This is a genomic window from Mesocryomonas lacus (genome assembly GCF_055730135.2).
Genome location: NZ_JBUZWE020000007.1, coordinates 176467 through 193905 on the forward strand (window position 1 = coordinate 176467; position 17439 = coordinate 193905).

General features: G+C 68.2%; 16 protein-coding genes. All 16 read left to right on the forward strand.

Going from position 1 to position 17439, the window contains the following annotated elements:
* Positions 1–204: 204 nt before the first annotated feature.
* Positions 205–2889 (forward strand): DNA mismatch repair protein MutS, encoded by a 2685-nt coding sequence (mutS, locus tag ACZLZY_RS13170; protein ID WP_472934373.1) that lies wholly within the window; start codon positions 205–207, stop codon positions 2887–2889.
* A 273-nt stretch (positions 2890–3162) separates the two neighbouring features.
* Complete coding sequence (locus tag ACZLZY_RS13175; RefSeq protein ID WP_472934463.1) at positions 3163–5961, forward strand: [protein-PII] uridylyltransferase; 2799 nt, start codon at positions 3163–3165, stop codon at positions 5959–5961.
* Positions 5958–7562, forward strand: a complete 1605-nt coding sequence (murJ, locus tag ACZLZY_RS13180) for a murein biosynthesis integral membrane protein MurJ (protein WP_472934374.1) — start codon at positions 5958–5960, stop codon at positions 7560–7562. The genes ACZLZY_RS13175 and murJ overlap by 4 nt, the downstream gene beginning before the upstream one ends.
* A 116-nt stretch (positions 7563–7678) precedes the next feature.
* Positions 7679–8761 (forward strand): tryptophan--tRNA ligase, encoded by a 1083-nt coding sequence (gene trpS / locus ACZLZY_RS13185; protein WP_472934375.1) that lies wholly within the window; start codon positions 7679–7681, stop codon positions 8759–8761.
* Between the two features lie 53 nt (positions 8762–8814).
* Positions 8815–9075: a CopG family ribbon-helix-helix protein gene (locus ACZLZY_RS13190; RefSeq protein WP_472934376.1), complete on the forward strand. Its 261-nt coding sequence runs from the start codon at positions 8815–8817 to the stop codon at positions 9073–9075.
* A complete protein-coding gene (locus ACZLZY_RS13195; protein ID WP_472934377.1) occupies positions 9072–9371 on the forward strand; it encodes a type II toxin-antitoxin system RelE/ParE family toxin in 300 nt (99 codons plus the stop codon). The genes ACZLZY_RS13190 and ACZLZY_RS13195 overlap by 4 nt, the downstream gene beginning before the upstream one ends.
* A gap of 39 nt (positions 9372–9410) precedes the next feature.
* Positions 9411–9902: a universal stress protein gene (locus ACZLZY_RS13200; protein WP_472934378.1), complete on the forward strand. Its 492-nt coding sequence runs from the start codon at positions 9411–9413 to the stop codon at positions 9900–9902.
* A 174-nt stretch (positions 9903–10076) separates the two neighbouring features.
* Positions 10077–10643 (forward strand): NifU family protein, encoded by a 567-nt coding sequence (locus ACZLZY_RS13205; RefSeq protein WP_472934379.1) that lies wholly within the window; start codon positions 10077–10079, stop codon positions 10641–10643.
* A complete protein-coding gene (tsaB, locus tag ACZLZY_RS13210) occupies positions 10640–11377 on the forward strand; it encodes a tRNA (adenosine(37)-N6)-threonylcarbamoyltransferase complex dimerization subunit type 1 TsaB (RefSeq protein ID WP_496253581.1) in 738 nt (245 codons plus the stop codon). The genes ACZLZY_RS13205 and tsaB overlap by 4 nt, the downstream gene beginning before the upstream one ends.
* A 161-nt stretch (positions 11378–11538) precedes the next feature.
* Complete coding sequence (locus ACZLZY_RS13215; protein WP_472934464.1) at positions 11539–11988, forward strand: GNAT family N-acetyltransferase; 450 nt, start codon at positions 11539–11541, stop codon at positions 11986–11988.
* Positions 11989–12051: 63 nt separating this feature from the next.
* On the forward strand, positions 12052–12210 hold the full coding sequence (locus ACZLZY_RS13220; protein ID WP_472934381.1) for a hypothetical protein: 159 nt from the start codon (positions 12052–12054) through the stop codon (positions 12208–12210).
* Positions 12207–13061, forward strand: a complete 855-nt coding sequence (gene olsA, locus ACZLZY_RS13225) for a lyso-ornithine lipid O-acyltransferase (protein ID WP_472934382.1) — start codon at positions 12207–12209, stop codon at positions 13059–13061. Before ACZLZY_RS13220 ends, olsA begins: the two co-directional genes overlap by 4 nt.
* Before the next feature lie 42 nt (positions 13062–13103).
* Positions 13104–14573, forward strand: a complete 1470-nt coding sequence (gene miaB, locus ACZLZY_RS13230; protein ID WP_472934383.1) for a tRNA (N6-isopentenyl adenosine(37)-C2)-methylthiotransferase MiaB — start codon at positions 13104–13106, stop codon at positions 14571–14573.
* Positions 14570–15616, forward strand: coding sequence for a PhoH family protein (locus ACZLZY_RS13235; protein ID WP_472934384.1), 1047 nt, complete (start codon positions 14570–14572; stop codon positions 15614–15616). Before miaB ends, ACZLZY_RS13235 begins: the two co-directional genes overlap by 4 nt.
* Positions 15617–15765: 149 nt before the next feature.
* On the forward strand, positions 15766–16287 hold the full coding sequence (gene ybeY, locus ACZLZY_RS13240) for an rRNA maturation RNase YbeY (RefSeq protein WP_472934465.1): 522 nt from the start codon (positions 15766–15768) through the stop codon (positions 16285–16287).
* On the forward strand, positions 16284–17342 hold the full coding sequence (locus ACZLZY_RS13245) for a hemolysin family protein (RefSeq protein ID WP_472934385.1): 1059 nt from the start codon (positions 16284–16286) through the stop codon (positions 17340–17342). The genes ybeY and ACZLZY_RS13245 overlap by 4 nt, the downstream gene beginning before the upstream one ends.
* The last annotated feature ends 97 nt before the right edge of the window (positions 17343–17439 follow it).

A 17439-nucleotide genomic window follows, 5' to 3' on the forward strand; every position in this document is an offset into this window, starting at 1 on the left:
CAGTGTTGCTCTCGCCTCTCCTGGGGGGCCACAACGGTGGACAGCGGGACCGGGGCCTTTCCGCCGCCGCGCCCCGCCGCTATGCCAAAGGTGCCAAGCTGCCCGCGGCCCGCCGGAAGGCCGGCAGCACGGCGGTCCGCTTTGGGGGCGCCCTTCGAGGCAGCCTATCGGGGCAGAATTTCTAGGAGACGATCGATCGCCGCGATGAAAGAGGAGAACGCCCCGACGCCGATGATGGCGCAGTACATCGAGATCAAGGCGGCCAATCCCGATTGCCTGCTGTTCTACCGGATGGGCGATTTCTACGAGCTGTTCTTCGACGACGCCGCGATCGCGTCGCGCGCGCTCGGCATCGCGCTGACGCGCCGCGGCAAGCACCAGGGCGAAGACATCCCGATGTGCGGCGTGCCGGTGGTCTCCTCCGACGACTACCTGCAGCGGCTGATCGGTCTCGGACACCGCGTCGCCGTCTGCGAGCAGCTCGAGGATCCGGCCGAGGCGCGCAAGCGCGGCGGCAAGTCGCCGGTGAAGCGCGACGTCGTCCGGCTGGTGACGCCCGGCACGATCACCGAGGACCGGCTGCTCGATCCCGGCAAGCCGAACTATTTGATGAGTCTTGCCCGCCTCGGCGGCTCGGGGCCGCAGGCCGAGTATGCGCTGGCCTGGGCCGATCTCTCGACTGGGCAGTTCACCGTCAAGGCGAGCACCGCGGAGCGCCTCTCGACCGACATGCTGGCGGTCGACCCGTCGGAGATCATCGTCGCCGACACGGTGTTCCACGATGCGGCGCTGAAGCCGCTGTTCCACCAGCTGCGCCAGCTCGCCCGGCCGGAGCCTGCCGTCCTCTTCGATGCGGCAACGGCCGCCGCGCGGCTCTGCCGCTTCTACGATGTCGCGACGCTCGACGGCTTCGGCGAGTTCGGCCGGGCGGAGATTGCGGCCGCCGCCGCGCTTCTCGCCTATCTCTCGAAGACGCAGTTTGCCGCCAAGCCCGCGCTGGCGCGGCCGGAACGCCTCGGCAGCAATGCGGTGATGCTGATCGACCCGGCGACCCGGGCGAGCCTCGAGCTGACCCGCTCGACCGATGGCAAGCGCCAGGGCAGCCTCCTCGCCACCATCGACCGCACCGCCACCGGCGGCGGCTCGCGCCTCCTCGCGCAGCGCCTCGCCGGCCCGCTGACGGCGCCGGCCGCGATCCGGCGGCGGCTCGATGCGGTCGGCTTCTTCGCCGAGGATCCCACCTTTCGCGCCGGCCTGCGCGCACTTCTGAAGACGCTGCCCGATACCGAGCGCGCGCTGTCGCGCCTGTCGCTCGACCGCGGCGGCCCGCGCGATCTCGCCGCTGTCCGCGATGGGCTCGCCGTCGCCCGCGAGATCGCCGCGCTGCTCGCCGGCGCAGCGCTGCCGGACGAGCTCACTGCTGCCGTCGCGGGCCTTGCCGCGCTGCCGGCGGGTATCGAGGCCGAGCTCGCCGGCATGCTGGCGGAAGCCGTGCCGCTGCAGAAGCGCGACGGCGGCTTCATCCGCGAGGGCGCCATTGCCGGGCTCGACGAGGCGCGCGCGCTGCGCGACCGCTCGCGCCGGGTGATCGCCGAGCTGCAGGGCCGCTATGCCGAGGAGACCGGCGTCCGCTCGCTGAAGATCAAGCACAACAACGTGCTCGGCTATTTCGTCGAGGTCTCCGAGGCGCATGCACCCTCGCTGAACGGAACCGATGCCTTGAAGGCGCGCTTCTTCCACCGCCAGACCATGGCGAACTGTCTGCGCTTCTCGACCGTCGAACTCTCCGACCTTGAAAGCCGCATCGCCGGTGCCGCCGCCGAAGCGCTCGCGCTGGAGCTCGCGTCGTTCGAGACACTGTCGGCGATGATCGTCGCGGCCTCCGCGCCGCTGCAGCAGGCGGCCGAGGCGCTCGCCGTGCTCGACGTTTCCGCAGCGCTTGCGGAACTCGCGCTGTCGGAGGCCTGGACCCGGCCAGAGGTCGACGACAGCCTCGCCTTCGCCATCGAGGGCGGCCGGCATCCGGTGGTCGAGGCGGCGCTAAAGGCGGGGTCGGGCGATCCCTTCATCGCCAATGACTGCGACCTCTCGCCGCCGTCGGCGACGGGCAAGGACTCCAAGGCCGGCGCGATCTGGCTGCTGACCGGCCCGAACATGGGCGGCAAGTCGACCTTCCTGCGCCAGAACGCGCTGATCGCCGTGCTCGCCCAGGCCGGCGCCTATGTGCCGGCGACCTCCGCGCATATCGGCGTCGTCGAGCGGCTGTTCTCGCGCGTCGGCGCGTCCGACGATCTGGCGGAGGGGCGCTCGACCTTCATGGTCGAAATGGTCGAGACCGCCGCGATCCTCAACCAGGCCGACGTGCGCACGCTGGTGATCCTCGACGAGATCGGCCGGGGCACCGCGACCTATGATGGCCTGTCGATCGCCTTTGCCGCGGTCGAGCACTTGCACGAGGCGAACCGCTGCCGAGCGCTGTTCGCCACCCACTTCCACGAGATGACGGCGCTCTCTTCCCGCCTCAAGCGGCTGAAGAACGCCACCATGCGCGTCAAGGAGTGGGAGGGCGAGGTGATCTTCCTGCACGAGGTGAAGCCCGGCGTCGCCGACCGGTCCTACGGCGTCCAGGTGGCCAAGCTCGCCGGCCTGCCGCCGAGCGTCATCGACCGCGCGCGGCAGGTGCTGCACGAGCTGGAGAAGGGCGAGCAAGGCGAGAAGCGCACCGCCTTCATCGACGATCTCCCGCTGTTTGCCGCCGTCGCCCGGCGCGAGCCCGACAAGGTTGCCGAGCCACCGGCGGCGCTGGCGGCCCTCGCCGGCATCAATCCCGACGAGATGAGCCCGCGCGAGGCGTTGGAGGCGCTCTACCGCCTGAAGTCGCTCGCCTGACGCAAAGCTGCTTCGCTTCAACCGCGCTCCGCGCGTCGCCAAGGCCCTGCGCGCCGGACCGAGTGTCCGGCTGTGGGGCTCGGTCTGGGACGGGCCGCGACGGTTCGCATGGCGACGTTAACCGAAATGGCCTATACGCCCGGTCCGACGCTATTGATCCGAGGTCCGTCGCTGTGACGACGGGGCTGCGGCAGGACCGATGACATGCCGCTGGAAACCCGTAAGATCTCGCTGAAGGAAAACGCCCCCGTCGAGGGCGCGGCCGGCCTACGCATGGGCGAGATCATCGACGTGCCCACGCTGGTGCAGGACCTCGCCGCGTCGGCGGGCGCCGAGCCCGGCAGCGTCGCGCCGTCGAAGATGCGCGCCGACGTGCTCGCCCTTCTCAAGGACCGCATCACCGCCGGACGGACAGCGGCGGAGGCCATGCTGTTCGAGGATGGCAGCGGGCTGTTCTGCGCCGCCCGGCTGTCGGCCCTGCAGGACGAGATCATCCGCGCGGTCTACGATTTCGCGCTCGAGCGCGTCTTCGTCGCCTCCAACCTCTCATCCGGCGAGCGCGTCGCCGTGGTGGCCGTCGGTGGCTATGGCCGGGGCACGCTGGCGCCGGGGTCGGACATCGATCTCCTGTTCCTGCTGCCCTACAAGCAGACGGCGCTCGGCGAGCAGGTGCTGGAATTCCTGCTCTATCTGCTCTGGGATCTCGGCTTCAAGGTCGGCCATGCCACGCGGTCCGTGGAGGAGTGCATCAAGCTCGCCAAGACCGACTTCACCATCCGCACCGCGCTTTTGGAGCGCCGGCTGGTGGTCGGCGACCGCATGCTCCTCGAAGAACTCTCCGAGCGGTTCGACAAGGAAGTGGTGCAAGGCACCGCGCAGGAGTTCGTCGCCGCCAAGCTGGCCGAGCGCGATGCCCGCCACACCAAGAGCGGCGACACCCGTTATCTCGTCGAGCCCAACGTCAAGGAGGGCAAGGGCGGTCTGCGCGACCTCAACACGCTGTTCTGGATCGCCAAGGACTACTACCGCGTCGAGACGTCAGAGGAACTCGTCGCCGCCGGCGTGTTCTCGCGGCGCGAGGCGCGCCTCTTCCGCAAGGCCGAGGATTTCCTCTGGGCGGTGCGCTGCCACATGCATTTCCTGACCGGCAAGGCCGAGGAGCGCCTGTCCTTCGACATCCAGCCAGAGATCGCCCGCCGCCTCGGCTACAACGCCCATCCCGGCATGCGCGACGTCGAGCGGTTCATGAAGCACTACTTCCTGATCGCCAAGGAGGTCGGCGACCTCACCGGCATCTTCTGCGCGGCGCTGGAGGAGGAGCAGGCGAAGGACCTGCCAGGCCTCAAAGGCTTCGTGCGCTCGCTGCGCAACCGTGCGCGGAAAATCCCGGGAACGCTCGACTTCCACATCGACAACAACCGCATCAACATCAGCGGCAAGGACATCTTCGAGAAGGACCCGGTCAACCTCATCCGGATCTTCGCGCTCGCCGCCGCGCTGAAGCTCGAATACCACCCGGATGCGCTGAAGCTGATCCGCCGCTCGCTGCGGCTGATCGGGCCTTCGCTCAGGGAGGATCCGGACGCCAACAGCCTGTTCCTCGACGTCCTCACCGACGCGACCGACCCCGAGCTGCATTTGCGGCGGATGAACGAGGCCGGCGTGCTCGGCCGCTTCATCCCCGATTTCGGCCGCATCGTCTCGATGATGCAGTTCAACATGTACCACCACTATACCGTCGACGAGCACCTCTTGCGCTCGGTCGCCATTCTTTCGCGCATCGAGAAGGGCGAGCTCGTCGCCGATCATCCGATGGCGAGCGAGATCGTCACCCCGCTGAAGGACCGCGTGCCGCTCTACGTGGCGCTGCTATTGCACGACGTCGCCAAGGGGCGGCCGCAGGACCATTCGGTCGCCGGGGCACAGATCGCCCGCGAACTCTGCCCGCGGCTCGGCCTCGACGAGCGCGAGACCGAGCTCGTCGCCTGGCTGATCGAGGAGCATCTGGTGATGTCGATGACCGCCCAGCAGCGCGACCTCAACGACCGCAAGACGATCATCGACTTTGCCGAGCGGGCCCAGACCCTCGACCGGCTGAAGCTGCTCACCGTGCTGACCGTCTGCGATATCCGCGCCGTCGGCCCCGGCGTCTGGAACGGCTGGAAGGGGCAGCTCCTGCGCACGCTCTACTACGAGACCGAGCTGATGCTGACCGGCGGCTTCTCGCAGTCCTCGCGCAAGCAGCGCTTCGCCCACGCCAAGGAGAGGCTCGCCGAGCGCCTCGCCGACTGGCCGGCGGCGGAGGCCGAGGCCTATGTCGAGCTGCATTACCAGAACTACTTTCTGACGACGCCGCTCGAGGAGCAGCGCCGGCATGCCGACTTCATCCGCCAGACGGGGGAGGGCGACGAGCAGCTGGCCACCATGGTGCGCACCGACGCCTATCAGGCGATCACCGAGATCACGGTTCTCGCGCCCGACCATCCGCGCCTCCTGTCGATCATCACCGGCGGCTGCGCGGCGGCCGGCGGCAACATCGCCGACGCGCAGATCTTCACCATGACCGACGGACGGGCGCTCGACGTCATCACCATCAACCGGGAATTTGCCGATGACGAGGACGAGCTGCGCCGCGCCGAGCGCATCGGCCGCTACATCCGCGAGGTGCTGCAAGGCAAGCAGGGCATGCCGGACCTCATCGCCCAGCGCAAGAACGGCCGCGGCATGAAGCTGTTCTCGCTGAAGCCGCGCGTCACCGTTGACAACGCCTTGTCGAACCAGTTCACGGTGGTCGAGGTCGACGGCATCGACCGCCCGGGCCTCCTGTCCGATCTCACCAGCGCGCTCTCCGATCTCAGCCTCGACATCCGCTCGGCGCACATCTCCACCTATGGCGAGAAGGTGGTCGACGTGTTCTACGTGACCGACCTCATCGGCATGAAGATCGCGAGCCCCAGCCGTGTCGAGCGGATCGAGCAGCGCCTCACCTCGGTGTTCGAGAGCCCGGAGGGCGAGTTGTCCTCGCGCACCGCCATGCCCTCCACCAAAGCTTTCGGTTTCGCCGCCAAATGAGCCTGATCTCCAAATTCGCCACCGTCGGTGGCGCGACGCTGTTCTCCCGCGTCTTCGGCTTCGGCCGCGAGATGATGATGGCCTCGGCGCTCGGCATCGGCCCGGTCGCCGACGCGTTCAACCTCGCCTTCCGCTTCCCCAACCTCTTCCGCCGGCTGTTTGCCGAAGGCGCGTTCAACGCCGCCTTCATCCCGCTCTTCGCCCGCTCGCTCGAGGAAGACGGCGAGGAGGGCGCGCGCGCCTTCGCGACCGAGATCTTCTCGACGCTCTTCGTCGTCCTCGCCGGCCTCACCGCGGTGGCCATGGTGTTCATGCCCTTCTTGGTGCAGACGGTGATCGCGCCGGGGCTTGCCGCCTGCGTCGACGATCCCGCCAATGCCGCGCAAGCGATCTCCTGCGACGACCGCTTCGAGATCACCGTCGCCTTCTCGCGCATCATGTTCCCTTACCTCGCCTCGATGTCGCTGATGGCGATGGTTTCGGGCATCCTCAACGCCTTCCGCCGCTTCTTCGCCGCGGCGATCGCGCCGAGCCTCCTCAACTTCATCCTGATCGGCGTGCTCGCCTGGTGCCACTGGACCGGCGCCGACACCCGCACCATCGGCTTCCTGATGAGCTGGGGCGTGCTCGTCGCCGGCGTCGCGCAGCTCGCCGTCGTCACCTTCGCCATGCGGATGGCGGGCTTCGGCGTCTCGCTGCAGCGTCCGCGCTGGACCAAGGGCCTGAGGCGCCTCCTGATCCTTGCCGGCCCCGCCGCTTTGATCGGTGGCATCACCCAGATCAACCTCTTCGTCGGCCAGGCGATCGCCTCCTACAAGCCGGGCGCCGTGTCGATCCTGACCTACGCCGACCGGCCCTACCAGCTGCCGCTCGGCATGGTCGGCGTCGCCATCGGCGTCGTGCTCCTACCCGAGCTTGCCCGCGCGCTGAAGGCCGGGCGTCTCGCCGAGGCCCAGCACACCCAGAACCGGAGCCTGGAATTTGCGCTGTTCCTGACCGTCCCGGCGGCGGTGGCGTTGTTCCTGATCCCCGAGCCGATCATCCGCCTGATCTACGAGCGCGGCGCCTTCGATGCCGCGACGACCAAGGCCGTTGCCGACGTGCTCGGCCTCTACGCCCTCGGCCTGCCGGCCTTCGTGCTGATCAAGGTGTTCTCCCCCGGCTATTTCGCCCGCGAGGACACGCGCACGCCGATGATCGTCACCTCTGCCTCGGCGGTCGGCAACATCGTGCTGTCGCTGATCCTCTTCTACTACTTCGCCGAAAAGGGCATTGCGCTGGCCACGACCCTCGCCGGCTGGATGAACGCGCTGCTCCTCTTCGAGGGCCTGCGCCGCAAGGGGCTCTGGCATCTCGACGGCGCCCTTCTGAAGCGCAGCCTCCTCGTCTTCGTCTCGGCCGGGCTGATGGGCGTCGCGGTCATCGGCCTCGAGAGCCTGACGCGCCCCTGGCTCGTTCCCAGCGCCAGCGTCCTCTCCCAGGCCTCCGGCATCGCCATCCTCGTCGGTGCGGCGATGGCGGTCTATTTCGCGCTGACGCTCGCCACCGGCGCCGTCGACCGCAACCTCGTGCTGAAGGTCGTCAGGCGCCGTCGGGGCTGAGGCGGGTCCATCGCGGCGCCGCATCGGCTTGTCCGCCTTGATCGCGTCCCGGGTGCCGTGCATATAGCCCGCCGGTCCCCGGCCCTTTCCGCCGGGGCGCGATAAGGGACGATCTGATGTCGGATGCGGCTTCGAACGGTTTTGCGCCGCGCGTCTTTTCCGGCGTGCAGCCCACGGGCAATCTCCATCTCGGCAACTATCTCGGCGCCATCCGCCGCTGGGTGGCGCTGCAGGCGACGCATCCTTGCATGTTCTGCGTCGTCGACCTGCATGCCATCACCGTCTGGCAGGACCCGGCCCAGCTCGAGCGCTCGATCCGCGAGGTGACCGCCGCCTTCATCGCGTCGGGCATCGACGCCGAGAAGCACATCGTCTTCAACCAGAGCCGTGTGCCCGAGCATGCCGAGCTCGCCTGGATCTTCAACTGCACCGCGCGCATGGGCTGGCTCAGCCGCATGACGCAGTTCAAGGACAAGGCCGGCAAGGACCGCGAGAACGCCTCCGCCGGCCTCTTCGTCTATCCCGCGCTGATGGCCGCCGACATCCTGCTCTACCGCGCCACCCACGTGCCGGTCGGCGAGGACCAGAAGCAGCACCTGGAGCTCACCCGCGACATCGCCGCCAAGTTCAACCACGATTTTGCCGGCCGCATCGAGGCGCTTGGGCTCGGCGTGCCGATGACGCTGAACGACGCGCCCTCGACCGGCTTCTTCCCGATGACCGAACCGCTGATCGAGGGCCCGGCGACGCGGGTGATGAGCCTCAAGGACGGGGCGAAGAAGATGTCGAAGTCCGACCCATCGGACCTTTCACGCATCAACCTCACCGACGACGCCGAGACCATCGCGCGGAAAATCCGCAAGGCCAAGACCGATCCCGACGCGCTGCCGTCGGCGGTCGAGGGCCTTGCCGGCCGGGCCGAGGCCGACAACCTCGTCGGCATCTTCGCCGCGCTGTCGGAGCGGACCAAGGCGGACGTGCTGTCGGAGTTCGGCGGCAAACAGTTCTCGGCCTTCAAGCCGGAACTCGCGGACCTTGCCGTCGCCAAGCTCGGGCCGATCACCTCGGAGATGCGCCGCGTCCTCGCCGATCCCGGCGAGATCGACCGCGTCCTGTCGAAGGGCGCCGCCCGCGCCCGTGAGATCGCCGCGGTGACCATGGCCGACGTGAAGAAGATCGTCGGCCTCCTCGCTGACTGACTCGCGCCGTAGCCCGCCTTTTGGTATCATTCGGCGAGCGACGGGGGCCCATCATGGCGAAGGCGAAGACCACGGTGACGATCGAGGGCAAGGCGGCCGAGCGCCTCGCCGAACTGACGGCCGCCTCCGGCCGCAGCGCGGATTTTTATATTGCCTACATGATCGAGGAATACGCGGCGCGCGAGCTGCGGCTGATTGGCGAGATCCGGGAGGCACAAGCCAGCATCGACCGCGGCGAGGGAATTCCGCACGAGGAAGCTCGGCGTCGATTTCGAGCGACGATCGACCGCGCCAGGCGGCCCGCTGCGGAATGAGCCGGGAGGTTGTCTGGCAGCCTCGGGCTCTCGACGACTTCAATAGCATCCTCGACTATCTCGCCGAGAGGAACCCGTCAGCTGCTGATGCCTTCGAACAAAAGCTGCATGCAATGTTGAAGTTGTTGGCCCATCATTCGATCGGCCGTCCCGGTCGTGCCACCCGGAGCTTTGAAAAACCAATCACCGGCACGTTTTATACACTGGTCTACGGGATTTCGGATGCATCGTTGAGCGTTCTTCGCATCATCCACCAGCGCCGCGACTGGCCAGCGGACGACTGGCCGCAGGCCTGACGGCTTGCTCTCCACGGGCCCGCCTGCCATGTTCCCGCCATGGTTTCCAAGCGCATTGGCCGCGACGCAGGCGGCAAACGAAAATTCCTGGCGATCGTCGACGCGACGCCCGAATGCGGCCGCGCCGCCTCCTATGCCGCGCGCCGCGCCAAGGCGAGCGGTGGCGGGGCCGTGCTCCTCTACATCATCGAGGCCGAGGATTTTCAGCACTGGCTCGGCGTCGAGAAGATCATGCGCGCCGAGGCCGAGGCCGAGGCGAACTCGCGGCTCTCGAAGGTCGCCGAGGAAATCCGCGAATCGGTCGGCATCGAGCCCGAGCTCGTGGTGCGCGAGGGCAAGACGGTCGAGGAGATCACCGCGGTGATTGAGGCCGACCGCGAGATCGCCATTCTGGTGCTCGCCGCCGGCGACAGCTCGGATGGCCCGGGGCCGCTCGTCTCATCGATCGCCGGCAAGGCCGCCGCCTTCCCAATCCCGGTGACCATCGTCCCGGCGACGCTGACCGACGAGGACATCGAAAGCCTCTGCTGACCCCGGCCCAGCCGGTGCATGCCGGTGAACGCCACGTCGCCCTTTTGCTTCAGCGCGAAGATCACTAGGTTAGCTCTAGGCATTTGCCTGACCGACCGGGCCTTGGCTGCGAAGTCATACTGGCCGGCCAAGCACTCTTCCCGCAGGATGCAGGCATCCTCGAAAGGACGAAACATGTTCATTCAGACCGAAGTCACGCCGAACCCGGCGACGTTGAAATTTCTGCCCGGCCGCGTCGTGCTCGACGAGGGCACGGCGGAATTCCTGTCGCACGAGGATGCCGAGGTCCGTTCGCCGCTTGCCGCCCGCTTGATGGCGGTGGACGGCGTCACCGGCGTCTTCTTCGGCTATGATTTCGTCACCGTCTCGAAGGACGGGCCGGAATGGCAGCACCTGAAGCCGGCGATCCTCGCGGGCCTCATGGAGCATTTCATGTCGAATGCGCCGGTGATGGCCGAGAATGGCGCAGCCGCCGAGTCCGACAGCGGCGAGGAGTTCTTTGAGCCGGAAAGCGCCGGCATCGTCTCGACCATCAAGGAACTGCTGGAGACCCGCGTCCGTCCGGCCGTGGCGCAGGATGGCGGCGACATCACCTTCCGCGGCTTCCGCGACGGTACGGTGTTCCTCAACATGCGCGGCTCCTGCGCCGGCTGCCCGTCCTCGACCGCGACGCTGAAGCACGGCATCCAGAACCTCCTGCGCCACTTCATCCCCGAGGTCGAATCCGTCGAGGCGATGTGAGCCCAGCGCCGAACGCGGCGCCCATGCCGGCGATCCTCCTCTCTATCGACACGGCGGGCACGCGCTGCGCCGTGGCGCTCTGCGACATGGAAACCGGCGCGGTTTTGGCGTCCGCCGAGCCGGACATCGGGCGCGGCCATGCCGAGGTGTTGATCGGCCTCGTCGATCAGTGTCTCGCGACCGCCGGGGTCGTCTATGCCGACATCGGCAAGATCGCCGTCGTGGTCGGCCCTGGTTCCTTTACGGGCCTGCGCGTCGGCGTCGCGGCGGCCAAGGGGCTCGCGCTGGCGCTGGGCGTTCCCGCCCTCGGCATTTCCAGCCTCGAAGCCTTCGCCGAGCCGCACCGTGGCGCCGGCAGATCCGTGCTGGCGGTCATCGACGCCAAGCGCAACGAGGTCTATGCCGCGCTCTTTGCGGCGGATGGCCGGGTGCTGGCGGAGCCTAGGGCGCTCGATCCGCAGGATCTCCCCGCCTTTGTCGAAATGGCTGGCGCCGGAGACGGCGGCCTCCTGATCGCAGGCAGCGGCGCGGCCATCGCCGCCGCGGCCTTGCCGGGTCTGCCAACCGAGACCGTCAACCCTGAAGGCGACACCGACGTCACCGCCGTCGCCCGGCTTGGCCGTCAGCGGCCTGCCGGCGCCCCGGTCCGGCCGTTGTACCTTCGCGGTGCCGACGCCAAGCCGGCGGCGGCGACGGGGATCTCGCATGTGCCGGCCGCGGCAAGCTTGCCGTAACGCCTCGGCTGTACGATCCTCTTAGGGTGGGCATGACGGCATTTCCCGCGGCAGGACCGCGGGGGATCGATAGGAAAGGCGCGGCCATGTATTGGTATCTGCCGTGGGTGTGGACGGTCTCGTTCTGGGATGGCTTGGTTCATCAAGGCCCGCTGGTCGCCATGCCACTCGAGCTCGACGACATCGATTTCGCTGCCGAACTGCACAGCGAGGCCTTTGCACGGCCTTGGTCCGGCGACGAGTTTGCCGCGCTCCTGTCGCAGGCGGGAACCTTCGGCTTCGTCGTCCGCCGTGTCGGCGATACCCGCCACCCGCCGGTGGGCGTCGTCCTCGCCCGGACCGTGGCAGGCGAGGCCGAAATCCTCACCATCGTCGTGTCGAAGAAGAGCCGCCGCCAAGGCGTGGGACGGGTGCTGATGGATGCCGTCCTGCAGCGACTGCACGCCGATCGCACCGAGGCGCTGTTCCTGGAAGTCGACGAGGAAAACACCGGTGCTCTGGCGCTCTACCGCCGCCTGCGCTTTGCCGAGGTCGGCCGCCGTCCCGCCTATTACGTCGATGCGAGCGGCCGCAAGACCAGCGCGCTTGTCCTCAAGCGGGCGCTTCGCTAAACGCCTTCTGAAGCAAGGGCGAAACAGGGGCGAACCCGGCCCGAGAGAGGGCGACCGCGCGGCATGGCGATGCAGATCCTTGATCCGGCGAGCGACGGCGGGCGCGGCCCGGTCCTGATCGGCACCGATACCGGTGTGCCCGGCATGGCGTGTGACGTGCCCAGCCTGGTCCACAGAGTGCTCGGCAACGCTCGTGGCTTGCCCGCGGCAGGAGCCGTTTGATGGCTCGGTTGCGGATCGCCTTGATGGTGGTGGTGCTGACAGTGCTGACGCTGGTCAGCCTGCCGTTGCAGGCGCTGGCGATTCGTTTCGACTGGTCGATCGCGCGCTTCCTGCCTTGGCTGTGGCACCGCATCGCCTGTCCGCTCGCCGGACTGCGCGTCATCGTCCGCGGCACGCCGGCATCGGCACGACCGCTGATGCTCGTCGCCAATCACCAGTCCTGGGCCGACATCATCGCCCTCGGCCATGTCATGCCGCTGTCCTTCATCGCCAAGTCGGAAGTGCGGGACTGGCCGGCTTTCGGCCTGCTGGCCCGGCTGCAGCGGACGATCTTCGTCGAGCGCGACGCCCGTCACCGCACGGCCGACCAGGCGCATGCCATCGCCGACCGGCTGACCGCGGGGGACGCCATGGTGCTCTTTGCGGAAGGCACGACCTCGGACGGCAACGAGGTGCTGCCGTTCAAGACAGCGCTGTTCGGGGCCGCGCAAGCGGCGCTGCGCCGCTCGGACGCCGGTGCCGTGGCGATCCAGCCGGTGGCGATCGCCTATGTCCGTGCGCACGGCCTGCCGCTTGGCCGGTTCTTCCGCCCGCTCGCCGCCTGGCCGGGCGATGTGAGCCTTGCGCCCCATCTGCTGCGCTTCCTTCAGGAAGGTGCTATCGACGTCGAGATCAGTTTCGCGGAGCCGATCGTCTTCACCGGCGACAGCGACCGCAAGGCGGTGGCGCGGGTGGCCGAGAGCGCGGTGCGGCACATGATGGCCGAGAGCCTCGCCGGGCACGCGGAGCGGGCGGATCGCCGCCTTGTGGCGCCAACGCCGCAATCGGCGCTTGCGTCGGGCCCCGGCTGAGCCGATATAGAAAGCCTGCTGACAGGTCTTCCAGAAGGGCGCATGACCTCAAGACTCGACGATGCTTTCCCGGCCCCGGCCGGCGACGACGCCCTGACGCCGGTGATCGGCGGTTTGACCGTCGGGGCTCCGCCCGCCCGCAAGGTCTTCATCAAGACCTATGGCTGCCAGATGAACGTCTATGATTCGCAGCGGATGGGCGATGCCCTGGCGAGCGACGGCTATACGCCGACCGAGGTGATCGAGGATGCCGACCTCGTCCTCCTCAACACCTGCCATATCCGCGAGCGCGCCGCCGAGAAGATCTATTCGGAGCTTGGCCGCATCCGCCAGATGAAGGCCGAGCATGCGAGCGTCGGGCGCAAGCTCAACGTCGTCGTCGCCGGCTGCGTGGCGCAGGCGGAGGGACGCGAGATCCTCGGGCGCTCGCCGGTCGTCGACCTCGTCATCGGCCCGCAGACCTATCACCGCCTGCCGCAGGCGCTCGCCCGCGTCGCCAAGGGCGAGCGCGTGGTCGAGACCGAATATGCCGTCGAGGACAAGTTCGAGCACCTGCCGGCCTCCACTGCCAGGCAGACCCGCACGCGCGGCGTCACGGCCTTCCTGACGGTGCAGGAGGGCTGCGACAAGTTCTGCACCTTCTGCGTCGTGCCCTATACGCGGGGCGCCGAGGTGTCGCGGCCGACCGCGCAGATCGTCGAGGAAGCGCGGAGCCTTGCGGCAGCGGGCGTGCGCGAGATCACGCTGCTCGGGCAGAACGTCAATGCCTGGTATGGCGAGCACGACGGCGCCGAGATCGGTCTCGGCGAGCTCCTGCGGACGCTGTCCACCATCCCCGGCATCGCCCGGCTGCGTTATACGACCTCGCATCCCCGCGACATGGCCGACGATCTGATCGACGCCCACCGCGATCTCCGGACGCTGATGCCCTATCTGCACCTGCCGGTGCAGTCCGGCTCCGACCGCATCCTCAAGGCGATGAACCGGCGCCATAAGGCGGCCGATTATCTGGCGCTGATCGAGCGGATCCGGGCGACGCGGCCGGGCATCGCCATCTCCGGCGACTTCATCGTCGGCTTCCCCGGCGAGACCGAGGAAGATTTTCAGGCGACGCTCGATCTGGTGCGGGCCGTCAACTACGCCTCGGCCTTCTCGTTCAAATACTCGCCGCGGCCGGGAACGCCAGGCGCGCTGCTGCCCGATCACGTGCCGGAGGCGGTGATGTCGGAACGGCTGGAGCGCCTGCAGGCGCTGCTGCGCGACCAGAACCTTGCCTTCATGGCCTCGCTGGTCGGGCAGGAGATCGAGGTTCTCATCGAGAAGCCCGGCCGCTACCCGCACCAGCTGGTCGGACGCTCGCCCTATCTGCAGCCCGTCGTCCTTCCTGTGTCGGCGGGCGCGATCGGCGACGTCGTGACGGTGCGGATCGAGGGACTGCTGGCCAACTCGTTGATGGCCGCAGGGGCGAGCCCCGCCGAGACCGAAACCCGTCCCTTGAGGAAGAGCGCATGAAGGCTGTCCGTGGAGCGTCCTCGCCGTCCGGTGCCTCCGACATGGCGCACATCGTCCTCACCTACGAGGACAACCGTCTGGCGAGCTCCCTCTTCGGCCAGTTCGACCAGAACCTTGCCTTGATCGAACAGAAGCTTGGCGTCGACGCGCGGACCCGCGGCAACACCGTCGAGCTGCGCGGCGAGCGCAACGCCAGCGAGCAGGCGCGCCGGGCGCTCGATACGCTCTATGCGCGGCTCCAGTCCGGCGGCGAAGTGCAAGGCTCCGACGTCGAGGGCGCCATCCGCATGGCGATCGCCCAGGACGACCAGCTCATCCTGCCGACGCTGGAGAAGAAGGGCCGGCTGTCGCTTGCCTCGATCGCCACCCGCAAGAAGACCATCCACGCCCGCACCGCGACGCAGGACGCCTACATGCGCGCCCTCGACCGGGCGGAACTGGTGCTCGGCGTCGGCCCGGCCGGTACCGGCAAGACCTATCTTGCCGTCGCCCATGCCGCGATGCTGCTCGAGCGCGGCCAGGTCGACCGCATCGTCCTATCGCGCCCGGCGGTGGAGGCCGGCGAGCGGCTCGGCTTCCTGCCCGGCGACATGAAGGACAAGGTCGATCCCTATCTGCGCCCGCTCTACGACGCGCTCTACGACATGATCCCGGCCGAGAAGGTCGAGCGGGCGCTGGCCGCCGGCGCGATCGAGGTCGCCCCGCTCGCCTTCATGCGCGGCCGGACCTTGTCCAACTGCTGCGTCATCCTCGACGAGGCGCAGAACACCACGTCGATGCAGATGAAGATGTTCCTGACGCGGCTCGGCGAGAACGCCCGCATGGTCGTCACCGGCGATCCCTCGCAGATCGACTTGCCGCCCGGCCAGAAGTCCGGCCTCGTCGAGGCGATGCGGGTGCTCGCCGACATTCCGAACGTCGTCACCGTTCGCTTCGAATCGAAGGACGTCGTGCGCCATCACCTGGTGCAGGCGATCGTCGAGGCCTACGAGTCGGATGCCACGCGGGGCCGTCCCCCGGTGCTGGCGGGCGACCGGTCGTGAGCCCGGTCCCGCAACCCCGCGCCCCGTCCGACGGGGCCGAGATCTCTGACGGCGACCTCGCCGGCTCTGACGGCGACCTCGCCGGCAATGCCGGCGCGTCCGCGTCCGCGGACGGTGTCTCTGCCGCAGAAGACGGCGACTTCGCCGGTCTGTCGATCCTCGTCACCGTCGAGGATGATGCCTGGCTGGCGCAGGGCCTCGGCGATTTGCCGGCGCTGGTGCGGAAATGCGTGGTTGCCGCCGCCCGCGTCGCGGAGGTGCCGTCAGACGTGGTGACCGAGTTCAGCGCGACCTTCACCGACGATGCTGCGGTGAAGCTGCTCAACGCCGAATGGCGCGGCAAGGACAAGCCGACCAACGTCCTCTCCTTTCCCATGCTCGACCTCGTCCCCGGCGACCGGCCCGGCGCGATGCTCGGCGACATCGTCCTCGCCCGCGAGACGGTGATGGCCGAGGCGAGAAACGAGGAAAAATCGCTCAACGATCATTTCTGTCATCTCGTCGTGCACGGCTTCCTGCATTGTCTCGGTTTCGATCACGTCGATCCCGAGGATGCCGAAGAGATGGAAGGTCTTGAGATCGACATCCTGTCCGATCTCGGCATTGCAGATCCCTATGCTGCGGCGGGTGCGCCGATCGATGAAACGGAGAGAACGGCAGACCGACGATGAGCCAGAGCAACACCGACACCGCCGGCGGCATCGACGCCAACCGGCCAGAGACCGGCGGCGAGCCGCAGACCGACGACCGAAGTCCCGCCGAGCGACGGGAACCGGCGCGGCCGAGTTTCATCGCCGGCGTCCTTGCGATGCTGAAGCCGCGCGTGCCGGCCATGCTGCGCACCGACCTCGCCGAGGCCTTGCTGGACGAGTCCGGCGACGGCGCCTTTTCGTCCGACGAGCGGGCGATGCTGAAAAATATTCTTCGCCTGCGGGAAGTCCGGGTCGAGGACGTGATGGTGCCGCGCGCCGAGATCGAGGCGGTGGAGATCACCGCGACGCTCGGTGAACTGATGCGGTCTTTTGAGTCCAGCGGCCATTCGCGCATGCCTGTCTACGGCGACGATCTCGACGATCTCCGCGGCATGGTCCACATCCGCGACGTGCTCGCCCACATCACCGGAACGGCCGGGCTCGGCAGCTCGGCGGAGGCGGCGGAAGCCGCAAGCGATCCGACCGGCGGCCTCGACCTCCAGCGGGTCGACCTCGCGCTCGAGATCGGGACCCTCGGCATCATCCGCGAAGTGCTGTTCGTGCCGCCGTCGATGCTGGCCTCCAACCTGATGGCGCGGATGCAGGCGACGCGCACGCAGATGGCGCTGGTGATCGACGAGTATGGCGGCACCGACGGCCTCGTCTCGCTCGAAGACGTCATCGAGATGGTGGTCGGCAACATTGAGGACGAGCACGACACCGAGGAGGTGCTGATTACCGCGCGCGGCGACGGCGTCTACTTCGCCGATGCGCGCGCCGACCTGCAGGACGTGCGCAAGCTCGTCGGCAGCGACTTCGACGTGACCGCCTTCGAGGAGGAGGCCGATACGATCGGCGGCCTGCTGTTCTACGCGCTCGGCCGCGTGCCGACCCGCGGCGAGGTGGTGCAGGCGATGTCGGGCTTCGAGTTCCAGGTGCTCGAGGCCGATCCGCGCCGGGTGCTGAGCGTCCTCATCCTGCGCAAGCCGCTGACAGGCAGCCATGCCCACCCGCTTCCCGGCCTGAACAGCTGACCCGGCGCTGACGCAGCAGCGCGTCGGCGCTTGGCGGACGGCGGCAGGCGTGCTTGAACGACCCGCCCGCCGTTGCGGTCTGGGGCTATTCGGGATG